We start from the raw sequence: 22,307 nt of genomic DNA, 5'->3' as shown, positions 1-22,307 counted from the left end.
CGGGGGGTGGGAAAGCCCCGAGCGAGGCGAGGGGAGGGGAGCGCGGGCGTGCGGCTGACCGGGGTGGCGCGGGAGTCCGGGTGGACCGGGCTCTCGGTGAGCACCGCGCTGACCAATCCGAGCACCCGGCCGGGGCTGCGGTTGCCGGGGCGGGTGACGCTCGCCGCCGGGCCGGACGACGTGCCGATCCGGCACGTCCGGCTGGGCCTGGTCGCCACCGCAGAATCGGACGATCCGCGCAGTCCACGGCGACTGGTGCAGTACCACCAGGTGCCCATCGGCGGCCGGTTCGTGGTGCCGGCGGGGCGACGCCGGGCGATCGACTTCGCCCTGCCGCTGCCCTGGGAGACCCCGGTGACGATCTTCGGCGGGGTGCCCCTGATGAGCATGCGCACCGGGCTACGGACCGAGGTGTCGGTCGACCCCGAGCTGGACCAGGGGGCGATGGTGCCGGTCTTCGTCCATCCGCTCCCCACCCAGCAGCACATCCTCGCCGCACTGGACACGCTCGGCTTCCTGATCCGGCAGGCCGGCCTGTCGCACGGCCGGCTGCCCGGCGTCGAGCAGGCGCTGCCGGTGCACCAGCGAGTCGGCTACTGGGTGGGACCGCTCTACGCCGGCCCGATCACCGAGCTGGAGGTGATCTTCGTGGCGAACTCGGCCGGCCTGGAGGTGGTCCTCTGGCTGGACCGCCGGCTGTCGCTGACCGGGATCAGCCACCAGAGCATCAGCCGCTTCCGGATCTGGCACACCGGTGCCGACCAGCGGGACTGGGTGGCCGTCGTGGACGGGTGGCTGCGCGTGGCGATCAACCGGCACGCGGCGGCCGCCTCGCACGCCGACCGGTCCGCCAAGATCACCGAGTCCGCCCACGTCAGCCGCCATCCCGACGAACCGGTCGCGCCCGGCTACGGCCTCGGCGGCACCGCCGGGGGCGGGGGCATCGGCGGCGGTGGTGGCGACGGCACCTGATGCCCTGCGCCGGCGCCCGACCGAGGTGGGGGCGACGGCGGTTGATCGCCAGACCCCGGCGGGGGCGGCGGCACCCGGGGCGCCGCCGCCGACCGCGCCTCCCGCGACACCAACCGCCCGGCCGGGGTCAGACCGAGGCGGTGGCGAGCTTCAGGCTGAAGCCGAGGAAGAGCACCCCGACGCCGGTGGTCGCGCTCGCGGCCAGCCGCCGGCGGCGCCGGAACTGGGCGGCCAGGAAGGTGCCCATGAAGATCAACGCGGTCAGGTAGAGCGCGCTGGTGACCTGGGCGATCAGCCCGAGCAGCAGGAACGACAGCGCCGGCCAGGCGTACCCGGGGTCGACGAACTGGATGAAGAACGAGATGAAGAAGAGGATCGCCTTCGGGTTGAGCAGGCTGATCACCAACGCCTTGCGGAACGGGCTGCGCATCGCCGCCGGCTCCGCGGCGTCGATCAGCCGCGGCGCCGCCGGGTCGTTGCGGTCACGCCAGCGCCGCCAGGCGCCGCGCAGCATCGTCAGCCCGACATACCCGAGGTACGCCGCACCCGCGTACTTGATCACCAGGAAGAGCGGCGGGTACGCCTTGAGCAGCGACGCCACCCCGGCGGCGGAGAGGAACATCAGCACCCCGTCGCCGACGAACACCCCGCCCGCGGCCCGGTAGCCGGCCCCCACCCCCCGCTTGGCGGCGGTGGAGAGCACGAAGAGCGAGTTCGGCCCCGGCAGCAGAATGATCGCCACGGTCCCCAGCACGTACGTCCAGATGTCGGTGATGCCCAGCACGCCCGCCATCATCACGCCACGGGTGCCGTACGGCGAAGCCTTTCCCGGAGCCTGGCCTGTGCGTTCGGCCACTCGTCGACGGTCATCGCGTACTGCACGGTGTCCCGCCAGGAGCCGTCCGGGCGCTGCCGGTGCATCCGCAGCACGCCCTCCCGGGTGGCGCCCAGACGCTCGATCGCCGCCTGCGAGCGGGTGTTGCGGATGTCGGTGTGCCACGCCACCCGGACCGCGCCGAGCTCGTCGAAGGCACGGCTGAGCAGCAGCCGCTTGGCCTCGGTGTTGATCCCGCTGCGCCACCAGGGCCGGCCGAGCCAGGTGTGGCCGATGGCGACCGCCCGCCGCTCGGGGTCGATGTCGTAGTACGAGGTGGTGCCGACCACCGCGCCCGTCCGCGCGCAGCGCTGCACCCAGGGCACCCGTTCGCCCCGGTGCCCGGCCGCCAGCGCGCCCGCGACGATCTCCCTCATGGTGGCCGGGTCGGTGGGCAGCGGGTGGCTGAGGTGCGCCCAGACCTCCGGTTCGGCGGTGGCGGTGAAGAGCTCGTCGGCGTGGGCCAGGTCCAGCGGCTCCAGCAGCACGTGCTCGCCCCGCAGGGTCGCCGCCTCCCGCCACGGCGAACCGGCGGTCCGCAGTCCCGCCGGCACCGGCGCGGTGACGCCCGCGTCCGGTTCCGGCAGCCCGGCGGTCAGCCGCAGCGGCACCACCCCGGCCCAGTACGGCAGGTCGAGGTCGGCGGGGTCGTCGCGGACCCCACCGGTGCGGGACCGCAGCGACACCTCGCGCAGCGGCAGCGCCAGCACGGCCGTCTCGGCCAGCTCCCGGCGGCTCGGCGGGCGGCTGTCCGCGCTGCGACCGGCGGCGACCTTCTCCACCAGGGCGGTCAGCATCCGTGACTTCTCTGCGTCGTCGGTGACCAGGTGGGCGGTGCCGTGCGCGACCACCGACCGGTAGTTGGCGCTGTGGTGGAACTGTGAGCGGGCGTAGACCAGCCCGTCGAGCAGGGTGACGGTGACGCAGATCCGCAGTCCGTCGTCACCGCGGGCGGCGAGCAGCGGCCGGCTGCCGGTGGAGCCGTGCAGGTAGAGGGTGTCGCCGATGCGCACGTGCAGGGTGGGCAGCAGCCGGGGCTCGCCGTCGACGGTGAACCCGAGCACGCAGTGGTACGCCTCGTCGAGCACGGCGTGCACGGCCGCCGGGTCGTAGCTCATCCGGTCACGCGAGCGGCTGGCCGTGGTGCGCGGGGTCGGGGCGTACATGCGACATCCCACCTTTGTTCTAGTACAATCCGCTAACTGTGGCAGTACGTTATCAGATCAGTGGCAGTACGTCGGCCGCCATTTCGGCGAGCGTGGAAACCGGCATCCGGGCCGACGCGCTGGCCCCGGGCAGTCCGCTGCCCGCCGTCCGGGCGCTCGCCACCGAGTTGGGGGTCAGCCCGGCCACCGTCGCCCGGGCCTACCAGGAGCTGCGCCAGCGGGGTCTGATCGTGACCGCCGGCCGCCACGGCACCCGGGTGCGCCCCCGGCCCCCGGTCACCGGCCGGCGCGCCGCGCTGCACCCGCCGCCCGCGCCCGGCACCCGCGACCTCTCCCAGGGGTACCCCGACCCTCGGCTGCTGCCCCCGCTCGGCCCGCACCTGGCCGCGCTGGCCGCCGAGATCGGCCCACCCGTCGGGTACGCCTCGACCGCCCTGCTCCCCGCGTTCGCCGAGGCGGCCCGGGACCGGCTCGCCGCCGACGGCGTACCGGCCGAGGAGATCACCGTGACCGGGGGCGCGCTGGACGGCATCGAGCGGCTGCTCGCCGCGCACCTGCGGCCCGGTGACGCGGTGGCGGTGGAGGACCCGGGCTGGGCCAACCTGCTCGACCTGGTCGCCGCGCTCGGGCTGCGGCCGATCGGCGTACCGGTGGACGACGACGGGCCCACCGAGGCCGGCGTGCGCGACGCCGTGGCCCTCGGCGCCCGGGCGTTGGTGGTGACCAGCCGCGCGCAGAACCCGACCGGCGCCGCAGTCTCCGCCGAGCGGGCCGGAGCCCTGCGGGAGCTGCTCGCCGGCCGCCCCGACCTGCTGCTGATCGAGGACGACCATGCCGCCGAGCTGGCCCGGGTGCCGCTGCACCCGCTCGCCGGGGCGACCCCGGCGTGGGCCTTCGTCCGCTCGGTGAGCAAGCCGTTCGGGCCCGACCTGCGGCTGGCGGTGCTGGCCGGCGACGAGGCCACGGTGTCCCGGGTCGCCGGCCGTGCCCGGGTCGGCGCCGGTTGGGTCTCCACCGTGCTGCAACGGCTCGTGCTCTCGCTCTGGCGTGACCCGGCCACCGCGGAGCTGGTCCGCCGCTCCGGCGAGGAGTACGAGCGGCGACGTACCGGGCTGCTGGCGGCGCTCGCCGCCCGGGGCCTGGCCGGGCGCGGTCGCAGCGGCATCAACATCTGGCTGCCGGTGCCGGACGAGACCAGTGTGGTCACCGCGCTGCGCGACGCCGGGTGGTCGGTGGCGCCCGGCGCGCTCTACCGGATCGGTGCCGAGCCCGGGGTCCGGATCACCGTCAGCGCGCTCGACGACGCCGACCTGGTGCCGGTCGCCGACGCGGTCGCGCGGGCGCTCCGGCCGGCCCCGCCGGGTCGGTTCACCGCGTGACCACGACTGGTCCTCGAGGCGCATGGTCGACATTCCGGAGGGTAAGTGGCCGCGCCACACCCGGCGTCGCCGGCGAATCCGGGATATAAAGTTCGCCATGGCCGAGACCGACGCGCCCGGTGCGCAGAAGTTCATCCCGCCGCAGGCCGACACCCTCGACGAGCTGCGCGCCGCGGCCGCCGGTTGCCGGGGCTGCGAGCTGTACCGCGACGCTTCGCAGACGGTCTTCGGCCGGGGTGACGAGAGCGCCCGGGTGGTCCTGGTCGGCGAGCAGCCCGGCGACATGGAAGATCAAAAAGGACTGCCCTTCGTCGGGCCGGCCGGCCGGCTGTTGCGGCGAGCGGTCGACGACGCCGGAATCGACCCAAAGCACATCTATTTGACGAATGCCGTAAAGCACTTCAGGTTCGAGCTGCGCGGGAAGCGGCGCATCCACCAGACGCCGGACCGGGTGCACATCACCGCCTGCCGGCCCTGGCTGGTCGCGGAGTTCTCCCGGTTGCGTCCGGATCTGGTGGTGGTGCTCGGCGCGACCGCCGCCAAGGCCCTGCTCGGCCCGGCGTTCCGGGTGACCAAGCAGCGCGGCGAGCTGCTGCCCTGGCCGGCCGCCGCGCAACGCCCGGAGGACTTCGTCCGGGTCCCGGTGGACAGCGCCGGGAAGGTGGCCGACGCGCCGGCCGCGCAGCTGCTGGCCACCATCCACCCGTCCGCCGTGCTGCGCGCCGACGACCAGGACGCCGCGTACGCGGGGCTGGTGCAGGACCTGACCGTCGGCGCCCGCGCACTGGCCGGGTAGCGCCCCGGGTGAGCCGCTGGCAACGCCTGCCACCGCCCCCTGGGCAGCGCGGGTGAGCGGTGCCACACTGGCCGCCATGGAGCAGCATCTGTACGAACCGGTCCACGAGGAGTTCCGCGACCTGTGCCGGGAGTTCCTGGCCCGCGAGGCGGTGCCGCACCACCCCCGGTGGGAGGCCGACGGCATCGTCGACCGCGAGGTGTGGCGCAAGGCCGGCGCGGCGGGGCTGCTCGGCATGGACGTCGACACCGACCACGGCGGCGGCGGGCAGCGCGACTTCCGGTTCAACGCGGTGCTGGACGAGGAGATCGTCGCGTCGGGCTGTTCGGGGCTCGGCTTCGGCCTGCACAACGACGTGGTGGCGCCGTACCTGACCGAGCTGACCACCGACGAGCAGCGCAAGCGCTGGCTGCCCGGGTTCTGCTCGGGTGACCTGGTCACCGCGATCGCGATGAGCGAACCGGGCGCCGGCAGCGACCTGGCCGGGATCCGCACCAGCGCGGTCCGCGACGGCGACGGGTGGCTGCTCAACGGGCAGAAGACGTTCATCACCAACGGCGAGATGGCCGACCTGGTGATCGTGGTGGTGCGTACCGCGCCGGACCAGGGCGCGCACGGGGTCAGCCTGGTCGCGGTGGAGACCGGTACCCCCGGCTTCACCCGGGGCCGGCGGCTGGCGAAGGTGGGCCTGAAGGCCAACGACACCGCCGAGCTCTTCTTCGACGACTGCCGGGTGCCGGCGGAGAACCTGATCGGCACCGAGAACCACGGCTTCTACCACCTGATGGCCAACCTGCCCCGGGAACGGCTCAGCATCGCCGTCGCGGCGGTGGCGGCGGCGGAGAAGCTGCTCGCGGTGACCCTCGACTACGCCCGCTCGCGGGAGGCGTTCGGCCGGCCGATCGGCAGGTTCCAGCACAACCGGTTCCTGCTGGCGGAGCTGGACACCGAGGTCACCATCGCGCGCACCTTCGTCAACCACTGCGTGGCCGAGTTCAACGCCGGCCGGCTCTCGGTCACCGACGCCGCGAAGGCCAAGTGGTGGACCACCGAGCTGCAGAACAAGGTCGCCGACCGCTGCGTGCAGCTGCACGGCGGCTACGGGTTCATGCTGGAGTACCCGGTGGCGAAGGCCTGGCTGGACGGGCGGGTGCAGACCATCTACGGCGGCACCACCGAGATCATGAAGGAGATCATCGGGCGCGGGCTCGGCCTTTAGCGAAACCGGGTCCCCCGGGGCGGGGCCGGTTTGCAAGGATGGGGCCGCGTCTGACCCCTTACCGAGGAGGCCGCATGGCCACCGACCTGACCGCGCCGACCCGTACCCGGCCGGACGTCGCGCCGATCCAGCGACGGACCCTGCGCCTGCTGTTCAGCACCCAGATCATCGGCGGGATCGGCGTCACCATCGGCATCTCGGTGGGGGCGCTGCTCGCCGCCCGGGTCGCCGGGACCGCCGTCGCCGGCCTGGCGCAGAGCGCCGCCGTGGTCGGCGGGGCGCTGCTCGCCGTCCCGGTCACCCGGATCATGAACGGGCACGGCCGGCGACCCGGGCTGGCCGTCGCCTACCTGTCCGGCGCCGTCGGCGCCGTGCTGGTGGTGCTCGCCACGGTCACCCGCTCCGTACCGCTGCTCTTCCTCGGCATGCTGCTCTTCGGCGGCGGCACCGCGGCGAACCTCCAGGCCCGCTACGCCGCGGTGGACCTCGCCGAGCCGGCCCGCCGGGGCCGCCAGCTGTCGCTGATCGTCTGGGCCACCACCATCGGCGCGGTGGCCGCGCCGAACTTCGCCGCGCTCGCCGACGGCACCACCAGCGGGTGGGGACTGCCACCGCTGGCCGGTCCGTTCGCGTTCAGCGCCGCCGCGTTCGTGCTCGCCGCCGTCGTACTCCTGGTGCTGCTGCGGCCCGACCCGCTGCTCACCGCGCGCCGGCTGGCGGCGGCCGACGCCCCGGTCGCGGCCGCCGTCGCGGACGTCACCCCGCCGGCCGAGGCCGTCGCCGCGCCGGCGCGGACCGCCCGGCGCGGTGCGGGGATGCGCGCGGCCTGGCAGGTGGTACGCGACCGCCCGGCGGCCCGGCTCGGCATCGCGGCGGTGGCGGTCGGCCACGTGGTGATGGTCGCGGTGATGTCGATGACGCCGGTACGCCTCGGCGAGTCGCACGGCGACGCCGACGTGCTGCGGGTGGTCGGCATCGTGCTGAGCCTGCACATCGCCGGCATGTACGCGCTCAGCCCGCTGGTGGGCTGGCTCACCGACCGGGTGGGACGGCGCGCGGTCGTCCTCGGCGGCGTCGGGCTGCTGCTGGCCGCGTGCGCGGTCGCCGGCACCGCCGGGCACCACACGCCCCGGCTCTCGGTCGGCCTGGCCCTGCTCGGGCTGGGTTGGTCCGGCACCATGGTGGCCGGCTCCACCCTGCTGTCGGAGTCGGTGCCGGCGGCGATCCGGCCGAGCGTGCAGGGTCTCTCCGACCTGACGATGGGGCTGGCCGGCGCCGGCGCCGCCGCCCTGAGCGGGTTTGTCATGCGGGCGGCGGGTTATCCGGTGCTGACCCTGCTGGCGGCGATCGCGGTGGTGCCCCTGGTGGCGCTAGCGTTGCGTCCGGTGCCGGTGGCGGCACCGGACGAGGAGGACTGATCACGTGCGGCTGACCGACTTCTGGGCCCGGCTGGACGAGGCCTTCGGGCCGGGCTACGCGGCCAGCATCGCCCGCGACCAGGTGTTGTCCCAGCTGGGCGGGCGGACCATCGAGCAGGCGCTCGCCTCGGGTGAGCAGACCCACGTGGTGTGGCGGGCCGTCGTCGCCGCCTATCCCGACCGGGTGCCCGCCCGGCTACGCTGAGCGGCGTTCTCGTCGCTCCCGCGTGTCGCTTGCCGACTCGTACACCTGTTCGGCTATTGTCCACAGCGGGGTGCTCGTCCACAGCTCACGGCCCGTCGGCTGGTTTTCTGTCGGACCCAGCGCCTAGCGTGTCCCGCGTGACGCGAAGCTCAGGAAAGACGCCGGCGAAGGCAGGGGTGGCAAACATGGCCGCAGGGCCCGATCGGGAGAAGGCACTCGACCTTGCTCTCGCTCAGATCGACAAGCAGTTCGGCAAGGGTTCGGTGATGCGGCTGGGGGAGCGGCCGGTCATCCAGACCTCGGTGATCCCCACCGGCTCGATCGCGCTCGACGTGGCGCTCGGCGTGGGCGGCCTGCCCCGCGGCCGGGTCGTCGAGATCTACGGTCCCGAGTCCAGCGGTAAGACCACGGTCGCCCTGCACGCGGTGGCCAACGCCCAGCGGGCCGGCGGCATCGCCGCCTTCATCGACGCCGAGCACGCGCTCGACCCGGACTACGCGAAGGCCCTCGGCGTCGACACCGACGCCCTGCTGGTCTCCCAGCCGGACACCGGCGAGCAGGCGCTGGAGATCACCGACATGCTGGTCCGCTCCGGCGCGATCGACATCGTCGTGATCGACTCGGTGGCCGCTCTGGTGCCGCGCGCCGAGATCGAGGGCGAGATGGGCGACAGCCACGTGGGCCTCCAGGCCCGGCTGATGAGCCAGGCGCTGCGGAAGATCACCGGTGTGCTCAACAACACCGGCACCACGGCGATCTTCATCAACCAGCTCCGCGAGAAGATCGGCGTGATGTTCGGCAGCCCGGAGACCACCACCGGTGGTCGGGCGCTGAAGTTCTACGCCTCGGTCCGACTCGACGTGCGCCGCATCGAGAGCCTGAAGGACGGCACCGACGTGGTCGGTAACCGCACCCGGGTCAAGGTCGTGAAGAACAAGGTCGCCGCGCCGTTCAAGCAGGCCGAGTTCGACATCATGTACGGCAAGGGCATCTCCCGCGAGGGCTCGCTGATCGACGTCGGCGTGGAGCAGGCGATCATCCGCAAGTCCGGCGCCTGGTACACCTACGACGGTGACCAGCTCGGCCAGGGCAAGGAGAAGGCCCGGGAGTTCCTCAAGGAGAACCCGGACGTCGCCGCCGAGATCGAGAAGAAGATCCTGGAGAAGCTCGGCGTCGGGGTCGGCGCGGGCGACGCCGCCGGCGGCCCGGAACTGCCGCCGGTCGACTTCTGATCGGCCGCCGGCTAAGTGGCAGGACGACGTGCCCGCACGGGGCGGGGCTGGGATGCCAGCCCGCCTCGAGCGGGTGACGGCACCACCCCACGGCCCCGTCGAGGTCGTCGTGGCCGGTCCGACGAGACCGAGCCGGAGGCGACCCCGACCCCACCGCGCGACGAGGCCGAGGTGGCCCGGGAGATCTGCCTGCGGCAGCTCGCGGTGCGCCCGCGTACCCGGGCCGAGCTGGCCGGCGCGCTGGCCAAGCGGGGCATCTCCGACGAGGTGTCGGCCGACGTGCTCGACCGGTACGACGAGGTCGGCATCATCGACGACGCCGCCTTCGCCCGCGCCTGGGTCTCCAGCCGGCACACCGGTCGGGGCCTGGCCCGCCGGGCGCTGGCCAACGAGCTGCGCCAGCGCGGCGTGGACGGCGACGTGGCCAGCGAGGCGCTCGGCGAGCTGGACGAGGAGACCGAGGCGGAGACCGCCCGCGCCCTGGTGGACCGGAAACTGCGCACCGCCCGAGGCGAACCGGACGCGGTGTTCCGCCGGCTGGTCGGGATGCTCGCCCGCAAGGGCTACCCGCCGGGCGTGGCGATCCGCGCCGTGAAGGACGCCCTCGCCGCGCAGAGCGCCGAGGCGGCCGAGTTCGCCGAGCAGATCGACGCTGACGCCCTGGCCGAGGCCGAGGGCGAACTGGACCGCGACACCCGCGCCACCGACTGACCAACGCCTCCCCGCGAGACGCCCGCGCACCGGCTGAGCGACGTCCCGCAGCGAGAAGCCCGCGCCGCTCCGCCCGGGTGCCGTCCATTGCGGCCCGGGTGTCGCCCGGCATCCGCGAGACGGCCGGCGCTGATCATGCCGGTGGCGTCCGGGCGGGAAAGGATGATCCGGTGCTGAAGGCGTGTCTCAACGGCGGCCGGGGTCGCGACGAGCATCCCGGCGTGCCGGTCACCCCGGCCGAGCTGGCCGCCGACGCGGCCCGCTGCGCCGCCCTCGGCGTGGCCGCCGTGCACGTCCACCCCCGCGACGCCTCCGGCGTGGAGTCGATGGCGCAGGCGGTGATCGCCGACGCGGTGACCGCCGTCCGGGCCGCCCGTCCGGGGCTCCCCGTCGGGGTGAGCACCGGGGCGTGGATCGAGCCCGACCCGGCCGCCCGGGTCGCCGCCGTACGGGCCTGGACGGTGCTGCCCGACTTCGCGTCGGTGAACGCGCACGAGGAGGGGGCGGAGGCGGTCGCCGCCGCACTGCACGAGCGGGGCGTGCTGGTCGAGGCCGGCCTCTGGACCCCGCAGGCCGTCCGCGCCCAACGGGGGTGGCGGGTGCCGGTCGGGCGGGTCCTCGTCGAGTGCACCCCGGACGACCCGACCCGGGCGCTGGCCGACGCCGACGCCATGCTCGCGCTGCTCGCCCCGGCTGGCCCGCCGGTGCTGCTGCACGGCGAGGGTGCTGCCGCCTGGCCGGTGCTCGCCGAGGCGGTACGCCGGGGCCTGGACACCCGGATCGGCCTGGAGGACACCCTCGGCCTCCCGGACGGCGCTCCCGCCCCCGACAACGCCGCCCTGGTCGCCGCCGCCCGCGCCCTCGGCGCCTCCTGACCCGCGCGCTCGACGCCTGCTGACCCCCCGCCCTCGGCGGCTCCAGATCCCGCGCTCCCAGTGGCCCCCGCCGGGGGCGTGAGCAGGTCCGGAAGGCGACGGGCACCCCGGATCGTCGGGGCGTTTGTCCGCTGCTGTCCGTCATGCCGTCAGCAACGGGTGACGGCTCAACTTCGCTCCGTTCGGGGGGTTTGATCATGAGTTCTTGACCGAACGGCCCTCGGCGACCTAGCCTCGCCCTACAGGCTCACATTGCCCGACCAGCGCAGGCTAAGCGCACAACATAGATCGCGTAACAGAACAGCATCACTTTGGCCAGCTCCACCGGCCTTTGACGGTCGCTCCGGACAGCCGGTCCGGAGGCGATCCGACAACTGCACCCGGCGGTCGACGATGCCCTGCGGGGCACCGCCGACGGAGAGCTGTACCCGCGGCCAGCCGCTCGGTCGGGCGTCCAGGGCCGTGGAGGCGCGTGCCCACCGGCACGAACCTCCACGGTGTCGACGTTCAGGGGAGGCGGCCATGACGGGGCGGCACAGGGACCACGGGTCCCCAGGGGGTGTCGGCGGTCGGGGGTCCGCCGGTGGCGTAGAGCGGTCCGACCTCGCGCCCGGCAGTGACGGGGCGCCGAGATGAGCGGCGTCGAGGTGGTGCTGCTCGTCGCCGTGCTGCTGCTGGCGCTGGTCGTCGTGGGCGCGGTGCTCTTCGGCGTCCGGGCGATCCGCGGCTTCCGCGCGGCCCCGGCCCCGGAGGACCCGGCCTTCATCGCCGAAAAGGACCGCCAGGAGCAGTCCCTGGCGGCGCTGCGCAGCGCCGCCAACGAGGCGAACAGCACCATCGACGTGGCGAAGTCCGCCGCGGCCGCCGCCCGGACCGAGGCGGCCGCCGCGAAGGCGGAGGCGAAGTCGGCCCGGGCCGAGGCCCGCCGGGTGCTCGACGACGCCCGTGCCGAGGCGGACACCATCCTGGAGCGGGCCCACCGGCAGGCCGAGGCCGACGCCGAGCAGTTGCGGACCGCCGCCCGGCGCAGCGGTGAGCGGGAGGTGGCCGTCCTCGCCGCCACCACCCGCGAGCAGGCCGCCGAGGTGGAACGCCGGGCCGCCAGGATGGACGAGCGGGAGCGGCTGCACACCGAGGAGGTCGAGCGCCTGGCCGAGCGGGAACGGCAGCTCACCGCGGCCAGCGCCGAGCTGGCGCGGCGGGAGGCCGGGCTGGTGGAGCGGGAGACCGAGCTGGCCGCCGCCGAGGAGCAGCGCCGCCGTGAGCTGGAACGGGTCGCCGGGCTGACCGCCGACGCCGCGCGGGCGGAGCTGATCGAGGCGATCGAGACGCAGGCCAAGCGGGAGGCCGCGCTGCTGGTGCGGGACATCGAGTCCGACGCCCGCAACACCGCCGAGCAGCGCGCCCGGCACATCGTGGTGGACGCCATCCAGCGGGTGGCCAGCGAGCAGACCGCGGAGAGCGTGGTCAGCGTCCTGCACCTGCCGGGCGACGAGATGAAGGGGCGGATCATCGGCCGGGAGGGGCGCAACATCCGCGCCTTCGAGTCGGTCACCGGGGTCAACCTGATCATCGATGACACTCCCGAGGCGGTGCTGCTGTCCTGCTTCGACCCGGTACGCCGGGAGGTCGGCCGGCTCACCCTGGAGAAGCTGGTCCTCGACGGCCGGATCCACCCGCACCGGATCGAGGAGGTGCACGACCTGGCCCGCCAGGAGGTGGAGGAGCTCTGCCACCGGGCCGCCGAGGACGCCCTGGTCGAGGTCGGGATCACCGAGATCCACCCGGAGCTGGTCACCCTGCTCGGCCGGTTGCGCTACCGGACGTCGTACGGGCAGAACGTGCTCAAGCACCTGGTGGAGACCGCGCACATCGCCGGGATCATGGCCGCCGAGCTGCGGTTGGACATTCCCACCATCAAGCGGTGCGCGTTCCTGCACGACATCGGCAAGGCGCTCACCCACGAGGTGGAGGGCTCGCACGCCATCATCGGCGCCGACCTGGCCCGCAAGTACGGCGAGAGCGAGGACGTGGTGCACGCCATCGAGGCGCACCACAACGAGGTGCCGCCGCAGACCATCGAGGCGGTGCTCACCCAGGCCTCCGACGCCTGCTCGGGCGGGCGGCCGGGCGCCCGGCGGGAGAGCCTGGAGGCGTACGTCAAGCGGCTGGAGCGGATCGAGGAGATCGCGGCCGGCAAGCTCGGCGTGGAGAAGGTCTTCGCGATGCAGGCGGGCCGGGAGGTCCGGGTGATGGTCAAGCCGGAGGACGTCGACGACATCGGCGCGGCGGTCCTGGCCCGGGACGTGGCCAAGCAGATCGAGGAGGAGCTGACCTACCCGGGGCAGATCCGGGTGACCGTGGTCCGCGAGTCCCGAGTCACCGAGATCGCCCGCTGACGGTACGCAGACGAAGAGGGCCGGCCCGCGTGGGCCGGCCCTCTCGTCGTACGTCGGGTCAGAGGCCCGTACCGCTGCTCTCGCTCTGCGACATGAGCGCCGCGGGCGGCGGGTTCTGCGCCGGGGTGCCGGCGGTCTTGCGGCCCTGCGAGAGCCGGCGCTGAAGGTACTGCGCCAGCTTCGACAGCGAGTAGTTGACCACGATGAAGAGCACGGCGATCACGACGTAGACCTGGATCGGGTTGCCCAGCACGCCGATGATCTGCTTGCCGATGTTGAGCGTCTCCTCGTAGCTGATGATGAAGCCGAGCGAGGTGTCCTTGAGCACGACGACCAGCTGGCTGATCAGCGCCGGCAGCATGATCCGGAACGACTGCGGCAGCAGGATCATCCGGGTGGCCTGCATCGGCGAGAGGCCGATCGCGGCGGCGGCCTCGCCCTGGCCGCCGGGCAGCCCCTCCATGCCGGAGCGGAGGATCTCCGCGATGACCACCGAGTTGTAGATGGTCAGGCCGATCACCAGGTACCAGAGCGTGTCGAACGAGGCGCCGAACTCGGGAAACCCGCGGGCCACGAAGAAGATGGTGATGACCACGGGCAGGCCGCGGAACACCTCGACGCAGACCCGGGTGACCGCCGACAGCAGCAGGCTCAGCCCGCGCAGCAGGTACGCCACCGGCGTCGCCAGCCCGGTGAAGCGGCGCCGGGTCAGACTCTTGAGCTGGATGCGCAGCACGGCCAGCAGGGTCCCGATCACCAACGACGCGACGATGGCCAGCGCCGCCGCGATCAGGGTGTTCTTGAAGCCGAGCCCGATCCGGTCCCAGACCAGGGAGAAGTTCTCGTTGGAGGGGTCGACCAGCGGCCCCCACAGCTCCATCGAGAACTGGCCCTTCTCGTCCAGCGGCCGGTAGATCAGGAAGTACGCCCCGACGAGCAGGGCCACCCCGGCGATCACGCTGCTGATCAGGGTGATCCGCTGCTGGCGGGGGCCGGGGACGTCGTAGAGGACGCTGGTCTGCTGACTCATCGGGCCACCGCCTGTCGCTTCTCGATCCGGTCCAGCAGGGCGCCGAGCGGCACGGTCATGATCAGGTAGCCGATCGAGATGCCGATGGCGACCGGGATGAAGGCGTAGCCCTCGGCTCCGGTGAGCTGGTCGGCCGTGGCCGACAGATCGCCGACGACCCCGAAGAAGCCGGCCAGCGCGGAGTTCTTGATCATCGCGATGATGACCGAGCCGAGCGGCACCACCGAGGCCTTCCAGGACTGCGGCAGCACCACGTACCGCAGGTTCTGGCCGAAGGTCAGGCCGAGCGACCGCGCGGCCTCGGCCTGCCCGGCGGGCACCGCGTTCACCCCGGACCGCAGCGCCTCGCAGACGAACGCGGCGGTGTAGAGCACCAGGGCGATCAGGGCGAAGCGGAAGTACGGCAGGTCGGTGTCGAGCCGGCTGAACACCGCGTCCAGGCCGGGGATGCGCAGGAAGTCGGCGTTGGAGCCGAGCGCCGGCAGGCCGAAGGCGGCGAAGAACATCACCACGGTCAGCGGCATGTTCCGGAAGACGTTCACATACCCGGTGCCGACCGCGCGCAGCGGCGGCACCGGGGAGATGCGGAGTACCGCCACGACGGCGCCCAGGAGCAGGGCGCCGATCGCGGCGAGTACGCAGATCTGGAGGGTGAGCCAGAAACCACCCGCAAAGACGTCGAACTTGTCGATGAGCACGTTCACGGGTCGGTGTTCCTCCCCACCCTCGGCGATCGAAGGATCAGATCAGTAGCGGTTGACGGTCGGGGCGGTGCCCAGCTCCGCGCCGAACTTGCCGGCGGTGTCGTCCCAGGCCTTCTTCCAGCTGCCGTCGGCGAACGCCTTCTCCAGCGTGTCGTTGATGAAGGTGCGGAACGCGGCGTCCTCCTTCTTCACCCCGATGCCGTACGGCTCCTTGGTGAAGTTGTCGCCGGCGAGCTTGAAGGAACCCTCGTTCTTGGCGATGTAGCCGAGCAGGATCACGTTGTCCGTGGTGACGGCGTCGACCTGGCCGCCGTTGAGGGCGTCCCGGCACTTGTCGTAGGTGTCGAAGAGCACCAGCTGGGTGGCGACGTCCTTGACGTACTGCTTGATCGTCTCGGCCGGGGTCGAGCCGGTGACCGAGCAGACCTTCTTGGTGCCGTCCTTGAAGGAGTCCGGGCCGGTGATCGTGGTGTCGTCCTTCTTGACCAGGATGTTCTGGCCGGCCTCGTAGTACGGGCCCGCGAAGGCGATGCGCTCCTTGCGCTTGTCGTTGATCGTGTAGGTCGCCGCGACGAGGTCGACGGTGCCGTTGACGATGACGTCCTCACGGACCTTCGACGGCGTCTCGACGTACTCGATCTTGTCCTCGGGGATGCCGAGCTCCTTGACGATGATCTTGGCGATCTCGACGTCGAAGCCCTCCGGCTTGCCCGACAGGCCCTTCTGACCGAAGCCCGGCTGGTCGAACTTGGTGCCGATCTTGATCTTCTGGGCCTTGTTGAGCTTCTCCATGGTGCTGCCGGCGGCGAACGACTTGCTGCCGGCGCCGGTGCCCTCGTCGGAATCGCCGCCGCAGGCGGCCATGCCGAGCGCCAGGGTGGCGGCCGCCGCGAGCGCGGCTACGCGCTTGATACGCATACTCATCTCCTTCTTGGACGGAGCCCGCCGGAGGACGGCGTGCTCCACGTACGGACGCCTAGTGCGTGAGGATCTTGGAGAGGAAGTCCCTGGCCCGCTCGCTGCGCGGGTTCGCGAAGAACTCGGCCGGCGGGGCGTCCTCGACGAGCTGGCCGTCGGCCATGAAGATGACCCGGTTCGCGGCGTGCCGGGCGAAGCCCATCTCATGGGTGACCACGACCATGGTCATGCCGTCGCGGGCCAGCGAGGTCATCACGTCCAGCACCTCGCCGACCATCTCCGGGTCGAGCGCGCTGGTCGGCTCGTCGAAGAGCATCGCCTTGGGCTGCATGGCCAGCGCGCGGGCGATCGCGGCGCGCTGCTGCTGGCCGCCCGAGAGCTGAGCGGGGTACTTGTCGGCCTGGTTGGCGATGCCGACCCGGTCCAGCAGGGCCAGGCCGCGCTCGCGGGCGACGGCCGGCTTCTCCTTGCGCACCTTGATCGGGCCGATGGTGACGTTCTCCAGGATCGTCTTGTGCGCGAAGAGGTTGAACGACTGGAAGACCATGCCGACCTCGCTGCGCAGCTTCGCCAGCGCCCGACCCTCGGCGGGCAGCGGCTGCCCGTCGAAGGTGATGGTGCCGGAGTCGATGGGCTCCAGCCGGTTGATCGTCCGGCAGAGCGTCGACTTGCCGGAGCCGGACGGGCCGATCACCACGACCACTTCGCCCTTGCCGACGGAGAGCGACACGTCGTCCAACACGTGCAGCGGGCCGAAGTACTTGTTGACCCCGTCCAGCACGATGAGCGGTTCGCCCGTCGTCACGTCGTACACCGTCCCTGTCGTCTGTCCCGGAAGCGGGGTCGGTCGACCCCCGGTTGGGCAACTGTAGGCGGGGTGAAGTGGCGGAACGCAACCTGGTTGGTCACGGAGCGGTAACACCACTGCCGGCCGTGCCCAGGAGTCCGAATTCCGCCCCGCCGCGGGGGAGTCCGAGTGGCGGTGGTGGCGCTCCGCCGAGATCATGTGGGGATGACCGACCGGGTCCGCCTGACCGATTACGCCCGTGGCGGCGGCTGCGCCTGCAAGATCCCGCCCGGCGAGCTGGAGGCGATGGTGGCCGGGCTGGGCCGGGCCGCCGGCACCGCCGAACTGCTGGTCGGGCTGGACCACGGCGACGACGCCGCGGTGGTCCGCCTGGACGCGCGGACCGGGCTGGTCAGCACAGCCGACTTCTTCACCCCGGTGGTCGACGACCCGTACGACTGGGGCCGGATCGCCGCCGCCAATGCGCTGTCCGACGTGTACGCCATGGGCGGCACCCCGCTGGTCGCGTTGAACCTGCTCTGCTGGCCGCGCGAGGTGCTCCCGCTGGAGCTGGCCCGCGAGGTGCTGCGCGGCGGGCAGGACGTGACCCGGGAGGCCGGCTGCCACCTCGCCGGCGGGCACAGCGTCGACGACGACGGCCCCAAGTACGGCCTGGCCGTCACCGGCGTGGTCCGCCCCGAGGAGCTGATCACCCTGGACGCCGGCCGGGCCGGCCTGCCGCTGTCGCTGACCAAGCCGCTCGGCGTCGGGGTGCTCAACACCCGGCACAAGCGGACCGGCGAGCGGTTCGCCGAGGCGGTCGCCTCGATGGTCGCGCTCAACTCCGACGCCGCCCGCGCGGCGGTCGCGGCCGGCATCCGCTGCGGCACCGACGTCACCGGCTTCGGCCTGCTCGGGCACGCCGCGAAGCTGGCCCGGGCCAGCCGCCTCACGATCGCGATCGACACCGCCCGGGTGCCGTACCTGCCGGGCGCGCGGGAGGCCGTCCGGGACGGGTACGTCAGCGGCGGAACCCGGCGCAACCTGGACTGGGTGACCCCGTGGACCGACTTCGGGTCCACCGACGAGGCGGACCGGCTGCTGCTCGCCGACGCGCAGACCTCCGGCGGGCTGCTGGTCGCCGGCGAGGTCCCCGGTGGCACCGTGGTCGGCGAGCTGCTGCCCGCCGGCGAGCACCGCCTCGTGCTCCGCTGACCCGCCCGCCGGTCCACGGCGAGGAGGAGCCACGAGGCGCGAATCCGACACGAACCCGCCGGCCCCGGTTGCCCGGATCGGGCACCATACCCGATAAACTGTCATCTTCCCGCTACTCGGTGCAACGGCGCCCGAGGAAATTTTGCCCGTAATGGTCACAGACCGGTAACTTGCCCCCGGCTGAGGTCAAATGCACCCCACCATCGTCAGTAAGGCCCGATCCGGAGGCCGGTGGGACGAACGCAGCGAGGAGGCGGCATGACCGAGCTGTGGAACTGGAGAATCGACGGGGCGGCACCCGTGGAGGTGTATCCCGCGCTGGCCGAGGCGCTCGGTCGGGTGGTGATGCCCCTCGCCGTCGCCGACCCGGCCCGGCTGCCCACGTACGCGGTGATCTGCGACGTGTGGGAGGCGCCGGGGGAGTTCGGCACGGTGGTGGACTGCTACGGGGTGCCCGAGCGGCTGAACGAGCGCACCAGCATCGCCGCGCTGGCCCGGCTGCTGGACCGAAACTGCCTGCTGACCGACGACACCCTCGACGCCGGCCGGCACCTGCTGGTCGCGCCGGACGGCACGATCCGCCCGGTGCACTTCGACGTGACCGAGACCGACGACGGCGAGGTGCTCAGCAACCAGCGGCTCTGCACGCTGGCCCATCCCGGCTGCCGGGGCTGGTCCCGGTGCCACCGCTCGCGCTGGGCGCCCGACTCGGTCAACCCGGCCCTCGCCGCGGCCTGACCTCGCCGTGACCGCCCCCGCCGGGGCCGGCCCCCGCTCAGCCGGCCCCGACTGAGCCGGCCCGGGCTCAGCCGGCCCCCCGCTCAGCCGGCCCCCCGCTCAGCCGACCCGGGCTCAGCCGGCCCGCGCCGGGCGGGAGCCGCGGACCTGCAACTGGTCGAGCAGGGTCGCCGTGGCGGCGGCCACCGCGCGCACCGCCGCGTCGAACGCCTCGGCGTTGTGCGCGGCCGGGGCGCGGAAGCCGGAGATCTTGCGGACGTACTGCAACGCCGCCGCCTCGATGTCGGCCGGCGTCACCTCCGGCACGTACGGCTCACGCAGGGTCTTGATGCTTCGGCACATGGCTCCTCCTCGTTCGGGTCCACCCGGTCGGCCCGGATACGCTGTGCACGTCATGACTACCGCAGCCGCCAGCAGCCCGCGCACCTACCAGGTGCGCACCTACGGCTGCCAGATGAACGTGCACGACTCCGAGCGCATTTCCGGCCTGCTGGAGCAGGCCGGCTACGTGCGCGCCGCCGAGGTCGACGACAACCCGGACGTGGTGGTGTTCAACACCTGCGCCGTCCGGGAGAACGCCGACAACCGGCTCTACGGCAACCTGGGTCATCTGCGCCCCGTGAAGGACAAGCACCCCGGCATGCAGATCGCCGTCGGCGGCTGCCTGGCCCAGAAGGACCGCGGCGACATCGTCCGCAAGGCGCCGTGGGTCGACGTCGTCTTCGGCACGCACAACATCGGCTCGCTGCCGGTGCTGCTGGAGCGGGCGCGGCACAACACCGCCGCCGAGGTGGAGATCCTCGAATCCCTCGACGTCTTCCCGTCCACGCTGCCCACCCGGCGCGAGTCGACGTACGCCGGCTGGGTGTCGATCTCGGTGGGCTGCAACAACACCTGCACGTTCTGCATCGTGCCCTCCCTGCGCGGCAAGGAGAAGGATCGCCGCCCCGGCGACATCCTCTCCGAGGTGCGCGCCCTGGTCGACGAGGGCGTGCTGGAGGTGACCCTGCTCGGGCAGAACGTCAACTCCTACGGCGTGGAGTTCGGCGACCGGTACGCGTTCGGCAAGCTGCTGCGCGCCTGCGGTGACATCGACGGGCTGGAGCGGGTCCGGTTCACCAGCCCGCACCCGAAGGACTTCACCGACGACGTGATCGCCGCGATGGCCGAGACGCCGAACGTCTGCCACTCGCTGCACATGCCGTTGCAGTCCGGCTCCGACGACGTGCTGCGCGCGATGCGCCGCTCGTACCGGTCGGAGAAGTACCTGGGGATCATCGAGAAGGTCCGGGCGGCGATGCCGGACGCGGCGATCACCACCGACATCATCGTCGGCTTCCCCGGCGAGACCGAGGCCGACTTCCAGCGCACCCTGGACGTGGTCCGCGAGGCCCGGTTCTCCTCGGCGTTCACCTTCCAGTACTCCAAGCGCCCCGGCACGCCCGCGGCCACCATGGACGGCCAGCTGCCCAAGCAGGTCGTGCAGGAGCGCTACGAGCGGCTGATCGCCTGCGTGGAGGAAATCACCTGGGCGGAGAACAAGCGCCTGGTGGGGGAGACCGTCGAGGTGCTGGTCGCCGTCGGCGAGGGGCGCAAGGACGAGCGCACCGGCCGGATGTCCGGCCGGGCCCGCGACGGGCGGCTGGTCCACTTCGCCACCGGCGCAGCCGGAGCGAACGGCCAGCACGGCGACGCCGGTTCGCTCGTCGGGCAGATCCGTCCCGGCGACATCGTGCACACCACCGTGACGTACGCGGCCCCGCACCACCTCAACGCCGACGGCGAGCCGCTGTCGCACCGGCGTACCCGGGCCGGCGACGCCGCCGAGGCGGGGCGCTCCCCGCGTACCCCCGGGGTGCTGCTCGGGCTGCCCACGGTCGGCGCGCCGGCCGCCGCGCCCGCGCCGACGACCGGCTGCGCCGCGCACTGACGCCACCGCCGACGGCCGGGACCTCCGCGGAGGCCCCGGCCGTCGGCGTGTCGGGGGCGGTCAGCAGGCGGTGCCGTTGAGCTTCACCGTGCCCGGCGCGGACGCCGCGCCGTTGGCGGTGAAGCCGATCGTCACCGACGCCCCGGCCGCGAGGGACCGCGACCAGTCGGGCGCGGCGGCGGTGACCGTCGTGCCGGACTGGGTGACCGTGGCGTTCCAGCCGCTGGCCAGGCTCACCCCGGACGGCCAGGCCCAGGTCACCGACCAGGGGTTCACCGCGGCGGTGCCGGTGTTCTTCACGGTCAGTTCGCCCTGGAAGCCGCCCTGCCAGGCGTTGACCTGCTGGTAGCTGGCGGTGCAGCCGCCGGTCGGCGCCGGGGTGGTCGGCGTCGGGCCCGGGGTGGTCGGCGTCGGCGACGGGCCACCGCCGCCCACCGGCGGGATCAGGTACGGCTGGAGGATGGCCTGCTTGGTGGTGTTGATGTTCGTCCAGTCGTCCAGCGCGATGCCGCCGGTGTCACCGGAGTTCGGGTTCCAGGACCAGTAGGTGAAGGACATCCCGGTGCCGGTGTAGGCCATCAGGTTCTCCAGCCAGACCTTGTCCTTCGGGTCCGCGAGGGTGCTGCCGAACTCGCCCATCATGATCGGCGCGATGTTCTGCTTGTGCAGGTAACCCCAGTACTTGTCCCAGATCGCCGGCATGTTCGCCGGGTAGTCGGGGGCGTCGAACCAGGTCTGGCGGTAGACCGACGTGGCGTACTCGTGCGGCGAGTACACCAGCCGGTTCGCCACGTTCAGCCGGACCGGGAAGTCCTTGGCCTTCGTGAGGTTGCCGCCCCACCAGCCGCAGTCCTCGTCGTTGCTGGTGTCGCCGTCCCAGACGTTCGACAGCCCGCCGCTGGGGCAGCTCACCCCCTCCACGAAGATCAGCCAGTTCGGCTGCACCCCGAGGATCGCGTTGCCGGCCCGCTCGGCCGCCAGCCGCCAGTCTCGGGCGGTGTCCCCGCAGCCCCAGCAGGCGCCGGTGGCGGCCGGGTTGGTGCCCTCGGCGTGCGGCTCGTTGTGCAGGTCCGCGCCGATCACGGTCGGGTTGCCCGCGTACCGCTGGGCGAGCATCTTCCAGTCGTTGATCCAGGTCGCCTCGGAGACCGTCGAGGTGTACCAGAGCGGCGACTGCCCGGCCGCGGTCGGCCGGTGCCGGTCCAGGATGACCCGCATCCCCTTGCCGCCGGCGTAGTCGATCACCTTGTCGAGGATCTGCAACGGGGAGAGCCCGACCAGGTCGGGGTTGACGAAGTCGTTGATCCCGCTGGCGGTCGCCCCCGGCTTCAGCGCGTCGTTGGAGTAGGGGATGCGCAGCGTGTTGTAGCCGAGGCTGGCCATCTTGTCGAGCTGACCGCGCCACGGGTTGCTCGACCAGAGCCCGTGGAACGTCTTGTTGTCCGTCTCCATGCCGAACCAGTTGATGCCGGTGAGCCGGACCGTGGCGCCGGTGCTGTCGACGATCTTGTTGCCGCTGGTGTGCAGGTAGCCGGTGCCGGTGCCGCCGACGGCGGCGGCCGCCGGGGTGGTGCTGACGGCGGCGGCGACGAGGACGCCGGCCGCGGCGGTGGCGAGCGCGGTGAGCGCGCCGCCGAGGGCGGTGGGTCGGTGCATGCGAGCTCCACTTCGGATGCCCCGCCGCGCCGTGCTCAGGCGGCGCGAGGGGCGGAGGGCCAGGTGGGTGGCCGCGCTCTTCC

At 72.8% G+C, this 22,307-nt stretch carries 21 protein-coding genes; 13 read left to right on the top strand and 8 right to left on the bottom strand.

Annotated elements, in window-relative coordinates; translation table 11 throughout:
- Window positions 1-48: 48 nt before the first annotated feature.
- Entirely contained in the window at window positions 49-972 is a 924-nt protein-coding gene (locus tag ACTMTB_RS09795) for a sporulation protein (RefSeq protein WP_441144315.1), read from the top strand.
- A 127-nt stretch (window positions 973-1,099) separates the two neighbouring features.
- Here ACTMTB_RS09795 and leuE read toward each other — a convergent pair whose 3' ends face one another.
- Together leuE and ACTMTB_RS09785 are read right to left on the bottom strand one after the other, a co-directional pair.
- The gene (gene leuE / locus ACTMTB_RS09790; protein WP_280836540.1) at window positions 1,100-1,768 is read right to left on the bottom strand and encodes a leucine efflux protein LeuE; all 669 of its coding nucleotides are present in this window, start codon (window positions 1,766-1,768) and stop codon (window positions 1,100-1,102) included.
- Window positions 1,768-3,012, bottom strand: coding sequence for a bifunctional pyridoxamine 5'-phosphate oxidase family protein/GNAT family N-acetyltransferase (locus ACTMTB_RS09785; protein WP_441144313.1), 1,245 nt, complete (start codon window positions 3,010-3,012; stop codon window positions 1,768-1,770). Before ACTMTB_RS09785 ends, leuE begins: the two co-directional genes overlap by 1 nt.
- A gap of 38 nt (window positions 3,013-3,050) precedes the next feature.
- On the opposite strand from ACTMTB_RS09785, the gene ACTMTB_RS09780 reads away from it, so the two are divergent.
- The 9 genes from ACTMTB_RS09780 to rny all read left to right on the top strand — a co-directional run bounded on the left by ACTMTB_RS09780 (window position 3,051) and on the right by rny (window position 13,246).
- On the top strand, window positions 3,051-4,391 hold the full coding sequence (locus tag ACTMTB_RS09780; RefSeq protein WP_441144311.1) for an aminotransferase class I/II-fold pyridoxal phosphate-dependent enzyme: 1,341 nt from the start codon (window positions 3,051-3,053) through the stop codon (window positions 4,389-4,391).
- A gap of 97 nt (window positions 4,392-4,488) precedes the next feature.
- The gene (locus ACTMTB_RS09775; protein ID WP_357610886.1) at window positions 4,489-5,187 is read left to right on the top strand and encodes a UdgX family uracil-DNA binding protein; all 699 of its coding nucleotides are present in this window, start codon (window positions 4,489-4,491) and stop codon (window positions 5,185-5,187) included.
- Between the two features lie 76 nt (window positions 5,188-5,263).
- Window positions 5,264-6,406: an acyl-CoA dehydrogenase family protein gene (locus ACTMTB_RS09770; RefSeq protein ID WP_441144308.1), complete on the top strand. Its 1,143-nt coding sequence runs from the start codon at window positions 5,264-5,266 to the stop codon at window positions 6,404-6,406.
- 74 nt (window positions 6,407-6,480) lie between these two features.
- Window positions 6,481-7,824 carry an MFS transporter gene (locus ACTMTB_RS09765; RefSeq protein WP_441144306.1) on the top strand — a complete coding sequence of 448 codons (1,344 nt, stop codon included), beginning with the start codon at window positions 6,481-6,483 and terminating at the stop codon, window positions 7,822-7,824.
- 4 nt (window positions 7,825-7,828) lie between these two features.
- A complete protein-coding gene (locus ACTMTB_RS09760; RefSeq protein WP_088963362.1) occupies window positions 7,829-8,029 on the top strand; it encodes a DUF3046 domain-containing protein in 201 nt (66 codons plus the stop codon).
- Between the two features lie 185 nt (window positions 8,030-8,214).
- Window positions 8,215-9,261 (top strand): recombinase RecA, encoded by a 1,047-nt coding sequence (gene recA, locus ACTMTB_RS09755; RefSeq protein WP_088963361.1) that lies wholly within the window; start codon window positions 8,215-8,217, stop codon window positions 9,259-9,261.
- Window positions 9,262-9,276: 15 nt separating this feature from the next.
- On the top strand, window positions 9,277-9,972 hold the full coding sequence (locus tag ACTMTB_RS09750) for a regulatory protein RecX (RefSeq protein ID WP_210779465.1): 696 nt from the start codon (window positions 9,277-9,279) through the stop codon (window positions 9,970-9,972).
- A gap of 170 nt (window positions 9,973-10,142) precedes the next feature.
- Window positions 10,143-10,847, top strand: a complete 705-nt coding sequence (locus ACTMTB_RS09745; protein ID WP_441144303.1) for a 3-keto-5-aminohexanoate cleavage protein — start codon at window positions 10,143-10,145, stop codon at window positions 10,845-10,847.
- Between the two features lie 632 nt (window positions 10,848-11,479).
- Window positions 11,480-13,246, top strand: a complete 1,767-nt coding sequence (gene rny / locus ACTMTB_RS09740) for a ribonuclease Y (protein ID WP_441144301.1) — start codon at window positions 11,480-11,482, stop codon at window positions 13,244-13,246.
- Between the two features lie 58 nt (window positions 13,247-13,304).
- Here the strand turns inward: rny and ACTMTB_RS09735 are convergent, their stop codons facing one another.
- From ACTMTB_RS09735 to ACTMTB_RS09720, 4 genes are read right to left on the bottom strand one after another with little or no spacing between them, the layout of a single operon-like run.
- Window positions 13,305-14,276, bottom strand: coding sequence for an amino acid ABC transporter permease (locus ACTMTB_RS09735; protein WP_441144299.1), 972 nt, complete (start codon window positions 14,274-14,276; stop codon window positions 13,305-13,307).
- Window positions 14,273-14,980, bottom strand: coding sequence for an amino acid ABC transporter permease (locus tag ACTMTB_RS09730; protein ID WP_154942820.1), 708 nt, complete (start codon window positions 14,978-14,980; stop codon window positions 14,273-14,275). Before ACTMTB_RS09730 ends, ACTMTB_RS09735 begins: the two co-directional genes overlap by 4 nt.
- Window positions 14,981-15,022: 42 nt before the next feature.
- Window positions 15,023-15,898: a glutamate ABC transporter substrate-binding protein gene (locus ACTMTB_RS09725; protein ID WP_350797597.1), complete on the bottom strand. Its 876-nt coding sequence runs from the start codon at window positions 15,896-15,898 to the stop codon at window positions 15,023-15,025.
- 58 nt (window positions 15,899-15,956) lie between these two features.
- Window positions 15,957-16,712 carry an amino acid ABC transporter ATP-binding protein gene (locus tag ACTMTB_RS09720; protein WP_441144296.1) on the bottom strand — a complete coding sequence of 252 codons (756 nt, stop codon included), beginning with the start codon at window positions 16,710-16,712 and terminating at the stop codon, window positions 15,957-15,959.
- A 192-nt stretch (window positions 16,713-16,904) separates the two neighbouring features.
- Between ACTMTB_RS09720 and selD the strand changes: the two genes are divergently transcribed.
- Window positions 16,905-17,900, top strand: coding sequence for a selenide, water dikinase SelD (gene selD / locus ACTMTB_RS09715; protein ID WP_441144982.1), 996 nt, complete (start codon window positions 16,905-16,907; stop codon window positions 17,898-17,900).
- 258 nt (window positions 17,901-18,158) lie between these two features.
- Window positions 18,159-18,638, top strand: coding sequence for a hypothetical protein (locus tag ACTMTB_RS09710; protein ID WP_280836429.1), 480 nt, complete (start codon window positions 18,159-18,161; stop codon window positions 18,636-18,638).
- 114 nt (window positions 18,639-18,752) lie between these two features.
- On the opposite strand, the gene ACTMTB_RS09705 is transcribed toward ACTMTB_RS09710, so the two are convergent.
- Complete coding sequence (locus tag ACTMTB_RS09705; protein WP_154942825.1) at window positions 18,753-18,980, bottom strand: DUF2277 domain-containing protein; 228 nt, start codon at window positions 18,978-18,980, stop codon at window positions 18,753-18,755.
- 52 nt (window positions 18,981-19,032) lie between these two features.
- Between ACTMTB_RS09705 and miaB the strand changes: the two genes are divergently transcribed.
- Complete coding sequence (gene miaB / locus ACTMTB_RS09700; protein ID WP_441144293.1) at window positions 19,033-20,568, top strand: tRNA (N6-isopentenyl adenosine(37)-C2)-methylthiotransferase MiaB; 1,536 nt, start codon at window positions 19,033-19,035, stop codon at window positions 20,566-20,568.
- A gap of 60 nt (window positions 20,569-20,628) precedes the next feature.
- Here the strand turns inward: miaB and ACTMTB_RS09695 are convergent, their stop codons facing one another.
- Window positions 20,629-22,224, bottom strand: coding sequence for a cellulase family glycosylhydrolase (locus tag ACTMTB_RS09695; RefSeq protein ID WP_441144291.1), 1,596 nt, complete (start codon window positions 22,222-22,224; stop codon window positions 20,629-20,631).
- Between the last annotated feature and the right edge of the window lie 83 nt (window positions 22,225-22,307).

It is taken from the genome of Micromonospora sp. L32 (genome assembly GCF_052068055.1).
GTDB lineage: Bacteria > Actinomycetota > Actinomycetes > Mycobacteriales > Micromonosporaceae > Micromonospora > Micromonospora purpureochromogenes.
The sequence above is the reverse complement of the archived record's forward strand: the minus strand, read 5'-3'. Positions and strand labels throughout refer to the sequence as shown.